The sequence below is a fragment of the uncultured Gemella sp. genome (genome assembly GCF_963537375.1).
Taxonomy (GTDB): domain Bacteria; phylum Bacillota; class Bacilli; order Staphylococcales; family Gemellaceae; genus Gemella.
In genome coordinates, this window is record NZ_CAUTDQ010000055.1 from 1 (window position 1) to 9,234 (window position 9,234).

Annotated in this window: 7 protein-coding genes; 1 reads left to right on the forward strand and 6 read right to left on the reverse strand. The window is 29.6% G+C overall.

Features of this window, described 5'->3' with window-relative positions; translation table 11 throughout:
• Positions 1-155 precede the first annotated feature (155 nt).
• Positions 156-1,403 carry a replication-associated recombination protein A gene (locus tag RYK99_RS08305; protein ID WP_314991736.1) on the forward strand — a complete coding sequence of 416 codons (1,248 nt, stop codon included), beginning with the start codon at positions 156-158 and terminating at the stop codon, positions 1,401-1,403.
• 177 nt (positions 1,404-1,580) lie between these two features.
• On the opposite strand, the gene murB is transcribed toward RYK99_RS08305, so the two are convergent.
• The 6 genes from murB to RYK99_RS08335 all read right to left on the reverse strand — a co-directional run bounded on the left by murB (position 1,581) and on the right by RYK99_RS08335 (position 9,066).
• Positions 1,581-2,483, reverse strand: a complete 903-nt coding sequence (gene murB, locus RYK99_RS08310; protein ID WP_314991738.1) for a UDP-N-acetylmuramate dehydrogenase — start codon at positions 2,481-2,483, stop codon at positions 1,581-1,583.
• Entirely contained in the window at positions 2,476-2,997 is a 522-nt protein-coding gene (locus RYK99_RS08315; protein WP_314991740.1) for a GrpB family protein, read from the reverse strand. Before RYK99_RS08315 ends, murB begins: the two co-directional genes overlap by 8 nt.
• A gap of 134 nt (positions 2,998-3,131) precedes the next feature.
• Positions 3,132-3,695 (reverse strand): DNA-3-methyladenine glycosylase I, encoded by a 564-nt coding sequence (locus RYK99_RS08320; protein ID WP_314991742.1) that lies wholly within the window; start codon positions 3,693-3,695, stop codon positions 3,132-3,134.
• Positions 3,688-7,239 carry a transcription-repair coupling factor gene (gene mfd, locus RYK99_RS08325; RefSeq protein WP_314991744.1) on the reverse strand — a complete coding sequence of 1,184 codons (3,552 nt, stop codon included), beginning with the start codon at positions 7,237-7,239 and terminating at the stop codon, positions 3,688-3,690. The genes RYK99_RS08320 and mfd overlap by 8 nt, the downstream gene beginning before the upstream one ends.
• 221 nt (positions 7,240-7,460) lie before the next feature.
• Entirely contained in the window at positions 7,461-8,018 is a 558-nt protein-coding gene (gene pth, locus RYK99_RS08330) for an aminoacyl-tRNA hydrolase (RefSeq protein WP_003146417.1), read from the reverse strand.
• Positions 8,019-8,115: 97 nt separating this feature from the next.
• On the reverse strand, positions 8,116-9,066 hold the full coding sequence (locus RYK99_RS08335; RefSeq protein WP_003146418.1) for a ribose-phosphate diphosphokinase: 951 nt from the start codon (positions 9,064-9,066) through the stop codon (positions 8,116-8,118).
• Positions 9,067-9,234 lie beyond the last annotated feature (168 nt).

The window sequence follows — 9,234 nt, forward strand, 5'->3', positions numbered from 1 at the left end:
ATATCAGGTATTTATTTTTAACTTTTTTTGTCTCACATCATTTACAAATGTACATATTAACTCTACAGTATTCTATGATTTTAATTAAACTCTTACCATCATTAGTCATTCTTATGATATAATAAATTGTATATAATAAAATTAAAGGAGGAACCATGGAAACACTTATTAATAAATTACGTCCAAGTAAAATCGATGATATTATCGGTCAACATCATTTAATTGGTGATGGAAAAGTTCTTACTAAAATAGTAGAAAGTAAAAAAATGTTCTCGTTTATTCTATATGGTCCCCCTGGAACTGGAAAAACTTCAATTGCTAATGCATTAGCTAATGAACTAGATTATAAATTTAAAATATTAAATGCTGTAAATTGTACAAAAAAGGATTTAACTGCAGTAATAGAAGAATCTAAAAGATTTAAAAAAGTTATCCTTCTTCTTGATGAATTTCATAGACTAACTAAACCTATGCAGGATATCCTACTTCCTGAAATCGAGTTTGACAATATTTATGTTATTGGGTGCACAACAAATAACCCATATCATACTGTTAATCCTGCAATTAGATCGCGATTAATTATTTTCGAATTACAACAAGTTTCTAATGATGATATTTATGAATATCTGAAAAAAATATCGAACAGTAAAGAAATATTCCCGAAAGAGTTAAAAATAGAAGATGATGTATTTAAAACAATCGCTTTAAACTCTTCTGGTGATTTGAGATTCTCTTTAAATACTTTTGAAATTTTATATAATTTATCAAGTGAAGGTGAAATTGTCACAAATGATAAGCTATTAAACTTATCCCTAGGAAAATTCAAAGCCTATGATAAAGATGGTGATGCTTTTTATGATATTATTAGTGCTTTTCAAAAGTCCATACGTGGAAGTGATGTAGATGCATCGTTATACTACCTAGCTCTTTTAATCGATAGTGGTGATTTAGACACTATTTATCGCAGAATGAGTGTTATTGCTTATGAAGACATAGGACTTGCTAATCCAAACATTGGACCTTTTGTTCATGCTGCGATTGAAAGTGCGAAAATGCTTGGACTACCTGAAGCAAGAATACCTCTGGCTAATGCGGTTATCCAATTAGCCCTTTCGTTAAAATCTAATAGCGCTTATATGGCAATCGACAATGCACTACACGAAACTAAAACAAATCCAAAGTTTATAATTCCAGATCATCTAAGAGATGCACATTACTATGGTGCTGATAAACTTAATCGTGGTGTTGGTTATCAATATCCTCACAGTCATCCGACAGGGTATATTAAGCAGCAATATCTTCCGGATAACTTAGTAGGAAGAACATTCTATACACCAAAAACAAATAATAAAAATGAACAAAATCTAGCGCAGTATAAAAAATTTATAGATAATGTGAAATAAAAAAAGGGCTAATCCAGCCCTCAAATTTAACAAAGTTCATATGTGAACTCATAGACGCAGTGGTTTATTGATATCTAAATTCGCTTTATAAAAGCTTTTTAGACATCTAATAAACTGTGCGAGGGTGACTCGACAAAATCGATTTCTCCGAAATCACGATTTTTGAGTCACTCCTTTTTATTCACCTAATATTTTAACTTCACACTCAAGTTCAACACCTGAATCTTCTAGTACTTTTTTCTGAACTTCTTTAATTAAGTTTTTATAATCTTCACATGTTGCTGAATCTATATTAACCATAAATCCTGCATGTTTTTTTGAAACTTGTGCCCCACCTACAGTTAATCCTTGCAATCCTGCATCTTGAATTAATTTTCCTGCGAAATATCCTTCTGGTCGTTTAAATACAGAACCACATGAAGGGTATTCTAAAGGTTGTTTATCTGAGCGCATTTTATTTAATTCTTCTACTTTAGAGATAATATCTTCTTTATTTCCTTTTTCCATTTGGAAATACACTTTAGATATGATTTCTTTAGTTTCTTGAATTACAGAATATCTATATGAAAATTCCATTTGCTCATTAGTATATATTTTCTTTTCACCATTTCTAGTGAAAACTTCAACTTTTTGAACAACTTCCTTCATTTCGCCACCATATGCTCCAGCATTCATGAAGATTGCTCCACCAACACTTCCTGGAATACCACATGAAAATTCAAGATTAGTTAGGCTATTTTCTATACAAAAATCAGTAAGTTCTTTTAATGTTAGTCCCGCATAACAAGAAATAACATCACCGTCTAATAATTCAATCTTATTCATATCACTAGTAATAGCTACAATTCCTGCAATACCCTTATCTGATATTAACACATTTGAACCATTTCCTAAAATAGTTAGTTCTATGTTGTTTTCGTTGCTAAATTTAATAACATTTTGTAAATCTTGTTCATTTGTTATTTTTACTAAAACTTCTGCGTTCCCACCCGTTTTCGTAAAACTATATTTTCTTAGAGGTTCATTATATAGCACTTCACTATTTTCAAGAATCTCCTCAATATTGTTTATTTTAATCATTATTTTCAATCCTTTTTAACATATCATTTATAAATATTACTTTTTTCGTTGAATAATCTTTAAACGAAAGTTCTTTATTATTATTTTTAAACGAATTATATTCATTTTTTAAAACTTCATCATTAAAAACTTCTTTAATTTTTATAAAATCTTTATGTATTTCCGTATCACGTTGCACTACATTTAATACAACATCATAGCTCATTGTTAGATAATCGATAATTCTAGCATATTTTATTACGCCTTTAGTTCCATTATGAGCTATTCTATGATAACTGATATTATTTAGTCTTTTTTCATCAAATGTTGTTATTTCATGTAAATTTTCTACAACAACAAGCATATCTACAATTTTTTCTCCTAACACCTGGGTAGTACTCGTTGCTCCTATATGTAAAAACTCGCACTTAGGCATTTTAGGAATTTCTTGTATTTTTTTTGTTTCTTCTAAAAATGTTTTAACAAAAATTTTATTGTCGGTTATTTCTTCAATTTTAATAGTTCTCTTATCCATTTATAAAATCCAATCTTAAAATTAAACATACTTATATATTATAGACGGTATTTTCTATAAAGTAAAGTTATATCTAAATTAGACAAGCTAACTTATTAATTACAATATTCAAAATACCTATCTAATCAAATTTATTAGCAACATTCTTTATAGCAAAAACATCCTTTTTCATGATCATTTACCATTCCAATAGCCTGCATGTAACTATAAATTATCGTACTACCTACAAAACTAAATCCTCTTTTTTTCATATCTTTACTTATTTTTATAGACAGTTCAGTTTCGCTCGGTGCGTCTCTGTAATTTTCAATTTTATTATTGATTTTTCTATAATCTGTAAAACTCCAGATATATTTGTCAAAACTTCCAAATTCTTTTTGAACCTTAAGAAATGCTACAGCATTTTTTCTAACAGAATATATTTTTAACTTATTTCTAATTATACTCGCATCTTGTCTTAACGATTCTAGGTATTCATCAGTATAATTAGCACAGATACTATAATCAAAATTATCAAAAGCACGTTTGAAATTTTCTCGTTTCTTAAGTATTAATGACCAACTTAATCCAGCTTGCATTCCTTCTAGTATTAGATATTCAAATAACATTTGATCATTATGAGTTTCTCTTCCCCATTCATTGTCATGATATTCAATATCTAATGGATCTTTCGCCCAAGAGCATCTACTTTTATTCATGTTCACCCTCCAGATTATTGTTTACTAAAGCCAACATTTCTCTTATGCGTCTAACGCTATATCTTTCTTTTTTATCTATTTCAAGGAAGAATCCATCTTTTGCAACGATACGTGTGTCCTTATGCGGCGTTAAAGCTGTAAATAATTCTTTTCCTTTAAGACTGTTCATAACATCTTTATCAAAAGTTACAACTACTTTATTGGCTAACTCTTTAATGCTAGTTACCATAGTATTTTTCGCCATAACTTTAAGGTAACAAATATCAATTAAGTTATTAACTTCTTCTCCAAAATCAGAGAATCTATCAATCAAATCTTCAACGATGCTATCTATCTCTTCATCACTAACTACATTATTTAATCTCTTATAGAAATCAATCTTATCTGCATCACTAGTAATATACTCTTTTGGAATGAAGGCATCAACGTTAAGTTTAATTTCTAGATCATCTGTCTTAACTTCAAAAATATCTTTCTTAATTTTTGGAGCAGCTTCTTTAATTATATTCTCATAGTAACTAACATCTTGTGTTCGATCTTGTTCTAATAACGGTTCTAAAATTCCTTTTTTCTCTTGAATTTCTTGTTCTAACATTTGAGAATATAGCGTATAACCTACTGAATCAATGAAACCATGCTGTCTTCCCCCAAGTACATCACCTGCACCTCGAATCGATAAATCTTGCATAGCAATCTTAAACCCACTTCCTAGAGATGTAAAGTTCTTAATTGCTGATAATCTTTTCTCTGAGTTTTCAGTTAACGATTTAAACGGTTCATACATCAAGTAAGCATATGCTTCTCTACTACTACGACCTACTCGTCCACGAAGTTGGTACAATTGACTTAATCCAAAACGATCAGCATCCTCTACTATTAGTGTATTTACATTTGAAATGTCAATACCAGTCTCAATAATAGTAGTAGAAATTAACATATCATATTTCCTATCTATGACATCAGTCATAATATTTTCAAGTTCTCTTTGACTCATGCGTCCATGTGCATACGCTATGTTAATATCAGGTAATAATCTTTTTAGTTCTAGGTACTTCTCATCGATTGTCTCTACTCTATTATAAACATAGAAAACCTGTCCTCCACGATTTACCTCATTCATAACCGCTTCCTTGATAACCATTTTATTCTGAGCTGTTACGAATGTCTGGATAGGTTGACGTTCTCTTGGTGGTGTTTCTATTACAGATAAGTCCCTAATTCCAATTAAACTCATATGCAGTGTTCTTGGGATTGGCGTGGCACTAAGAGTAAGTACATCAACAGTATTTTTAAGATGTTTTATTTTTTCTTTATGCTTAACTCCAAAACGTTGCTCTTCATCTATAATTAATAAGCCTAAATCTTTGTATTTAAATTTGTCATTTAATAGTTTATGTGTTCCAACAATTATATCGATTTTACCTTCTTCAAGTTTCTTACAAATTTCAGTAATATCTTTTGCAGATTTAAACCTACTTACTACTTCTATATTTACTGGGAAATTCGCAAATCTACTTACGAAATTATCGTAGTGTTGTTCAGCAAGAAGAGTTGTTGGTACTAATACCGCAACTTGCTTATTATCAGTAACTGCTTTAAACGCAACCCTCATCGCTACCTCTGTTTTACCGAAACCAACATCTCCACATAGAAGTCTATCCATCGGACGTTGTTTTTCCATATCCCTTTTAATTTCTTCAGTAGCTTTTACCTGGTCATCCGTTGGTGTATATGCAAAATCAGCTTCAAATTCAGACTGCATACTTCCATCTAAGCTATACGCATATCCAGAACTTAATTCGCGTTTAATATATAACTTAATAAGATCTTCGGATATACCCTCAATTTCTTTACGGACTCTACTTTTAGTCTTCTGCCAGTTTTTTGTACCAAGTTTATTTAATGCTGGTTTTCTATTATCAGTAGAAGCGGTATATTTTTGGATGTAGTTCATATTATTTATATCTACATATATAATATCACCACCATCATAGACAATCTTCAAGAAGTCTTTATATACTCCACCAACTTCAACATTCTCTATTCCTTCGTATAGTCCTATCCCATGGCTAACATGAACGATATAATCACCAACATTTAGTTCTTGGTAATTTCTAATTTTTTCTGAGTTAGTATATTTAAATTTTACGCGACGTTTTTTTCTTTCTTCTTCAGTAAATAGTTCACGTGGTGTTAATAGGAATATTTTATTTTTTCTATCCTCTAACCCCTTAAGGTGATATTTATTAACATCAATAAAAATTTTTCCTTCTTTAACACCATAATAAATATCATCATAAAAATAATTATCAAATAGTACCTTTTCTACATAATCTTTTTGTTTTTGAGTGTTTAATGAAATAATTACTTTGTATTTATCTGTAATCTTCTCTCTAATTTCTTTAGCTAAATACTCTTCACTAGAATAATAAGCTAAGTCGATTATATCTAAGTTATAGTTTTTTTCTATAATCTTGTCATTTAGTTTTAAAGTAGACAAGTAGTATTTTCTAGTATCTAAATTTTGAATCTTTTCGAATGCTATATTATCTATTACATCTTGATAAATATAACTTCTATTCATCTCCTGCAAACTCGTTAAAAAGTACTCTCTTAATTCTTCTATTTTTTCTAAAATTTTATGATAATTATCATAGAAGACTATAGTGTCATCATTTAAATAATCAGCAATACTATATGTATTTTCATAAATTAAATTTGAGAAACTCTCTAAGTCACTGAAATCCCCAGTTGCTTTATAAATTTCTATTTTTTCTTGAAGATAGGTACTAATCTCTTGGTAATTTTCTTCTTCTCTTAATTTTGTATCATTTAACTTAGTAAGTATCCTCTCAACAACTATATCTTTTTCTTCAGAAGTAAGGAAAAAATCACTTGTTGGATAAATAACTGCACTATCGATTCTATCTAGAGATCTTTGAGTAATTTCATCAAAAATCCTCATACTATCAAGCTCATCATCAAAGAAATCTAATCGTATCGGCTTTTCACTCAGAGGACTAAAAATATCGACTATACTACCTCTTTTTGAAAACTCTCCAACTACATCAACACTTTCGACTCTTCTATACCCCATATTTACAAGTTTTCTTTGTAATTCATCAAAACTTATAACAGTGTCCTCATTAATTTCAAAACTATTATTTTTGAAATCACTAGGATTTTTTACCGTTCTGTATATAGCTTCTATTGGAATAATAATTATACTTTGTATATTATGAACTAGGTTTTCAAGTACTTTTATTGAATTTTGGACTAGATCGTTACTTTTAGATGTATGACGTTTTAATATATCGATTTCTGGATAAATATATGTTTCTCCTTCGAAATCACTTAAAATTGCAAATAACTCTTCAGCCTCTGCTTTACTTTGTGATAACACCACAACACTCTTATCACTTTGTTTATACTCATTATATATCTCCAAAGCACGTGTTGTTAAATTTTGTCCATATACACCTATATTTTTATGTTTCTTCTCAAATTGTAAATTAACAATTTCCAAAAGACTATCTTTTATCATGTACGCTCCTTTCTACGACAAATAGCAGCAAAAAGGGAGTGACTCAAAAATCACGATTTCAGAAAAATCGATTCTATCGAGACTCCACAAAGGTTATTAGATATCTAACATACTTTTATAAAGAATATTTAGATATCTATAGTCCACTTCATCTATAAATTCACATATAAACTTTTTGAAATTTAGAACTTCTGGGACGGCACCTTTTGCTGCGATTGTTATTAATTATATTTATTCATTAAATCTACGAAACTCATTTTTGAGAAATCTTCAATACAGTTTACACTCTTAGAATAAATTTTTTCAATTTCACTCATTTCATCTTTTGAGAATCTTCCTAAGACATAATCAACTACTTTCATTGGCGGTGTTGGTCTATCTATTCCAATTTTCAATCTATTGAATTTTTCTGTTCCTAAGTGGCTAATAATACTCTTAATTCCATTATGACCACCACTACTTCCTTTAGCTTTTAATTTAAAGTTTGCAGTTTTTGTATCTAAATCGTCATAAATTATTAATATATCTTCAATATCAATTTCAAAATAATCGTAAAACTTACCTACCGCTTCTCCTGAAAGATTCATATAAGTTGTTGGCTTTACTAATAAATATTTAATTCCATTATGATATGCTATAGCATATTCAGCATTAAATTTTGTTTTATCAAAACTTACATTCCAAGATTTAGCTAGTTCATCAAGTACCATAAATCCAATATTATGTCTTGTGTTTTCATATTGTTTACCTGGATTTCCTAATCCAACTATTAATTTCATAAATTATCCTCACTTTTATTTTTTTTACTATCGAATATACGACTTAAAGAAGGCAACGGACACCGCTGCCTTCTTTAAAGATTAATTTAATTAATTATTATTCAAAAAGAACACTTACAGGTTCGTTATTGTGGATTTTGTAAATTGCTTTTGCAATTAGATCACCTACACATAACGGTACCATTTTATCTAATTTTTTCTCTTCTGGTATATCAATTGTGTTAGCATATACTAACTCTTTAATTGGAGAATTTTCAATTCTATCTAATGCTTGTCCACTTAATACAGCATGTGAGCAACTTGCATAAACTTCTTTTGCTCCTCTATCTTTAAGTGCTTGAGCTCCTAAAGTAATTGTTCCCGCTGTATCAATAATATCATCAATAAGAATACATGTTTTTCCTTCAATGTTACCTACAATATTCATAACTTCAGCAACATTTGGTTTTGGTCTTCTCTTATCGATAATTGCAATTGGCGTATTTAATGCATCTGCTAGTTTTCTAGCACGTGTTACACCACCGTGGTCTGGTGACACAACAACAACTTCTTCCATATCTGGAAGTTTTTCTTTGAAATATTTCGCAATAATTGGTACACACATAAGGTGATCTACTGGAATATCAAAGAATCCTTGAATTTGAAGTGCGTGAAGATCTAATGCAATTACACGATCTGCCCCTGCTACTTCTAATAAGTTAGCTACTAATTTAGCAGTAATTGGTTCACGACTTCTTGCTTTTCTATCTTGACGTGCATATCCGTAATAAGGGATTACAACATTAATTGTGTCCACTGAAGCACGTTTAAGTGCATCTATCATAATTAATAAAGTCATTAAATTGTCATTTACAGGGCCACTAGTTGATTGTAATACGAAAACTTCACTACCACGTACACTTTCCTCTATATTAATTGAAACCTCTCCGTCACTGAATTTTTTTACACTACATTTACTTAATTCTACTCCTAGTGACTTCGCTACTTGTTTTGCTAATGGAATGTTAGCATTTAATGAAAACAGCTTTAATGGTTTATCTACAAGCATATTAAACTTTTCTCCTTAAAATTTGGTTCGATAGTAATACAGATGTATTCCGTTAATTATTATAGCATAAATATTTGATAATTTCTACTGTTATCAAGTATAGACCAATTAAAATTTGTAGTGTTACAATTGATGTGAGACAAAATATAAAAAAAGAAGAGTAAATCC

Coding starts and splice junctions, on each gene's coding strand:
- murB (WP_314991738.1), bottom strand. CDS start 2,483: ATGATTAAAATAAACAATATTGAGGAGATTCTTGAAAATAGTGAAGTG.
- RYK99_RS08315 (WP_314991740.1), bottom strand. CDS start 2,997: ATGGATAAGAGAACTATTAAAATTGAAGAAATAACCGACAATAAAATT.
- mfd (WP_314991744.1), bottom strand. CDS start 7,239: ATGATAAAAGATAGTCTTTTGGAAATTGTTAATTTACAATTTGAGAAG.
- RYK99_RS08320 (WP_314991742.1), bottom strand. CDS start 3,695: ATGAATAAAAGTAGATGCTCTTGGGCGAAAGATCCATTAGATATTGAA.
- pth (WP_003146417.1), bottom strand. CDS start 8,018: ATGAAATTAATAGTTGGATTAGGAAATCCAGGTAAACAATATGAAAAC.
- RYK99_RS08335 (WP_003146418.1), bottom strand. CDS start 9,066: ATGCTTGTAGATAAACCATTAAAGCTGTTTTCATTAAATGCTAACATT.
- RYK99_RS08305 (WP_314991736.1), top strand. CDS start 156: ATGGAAACACTTATTAATAAATTACGTCCAAGTAAAATCGATGATATT.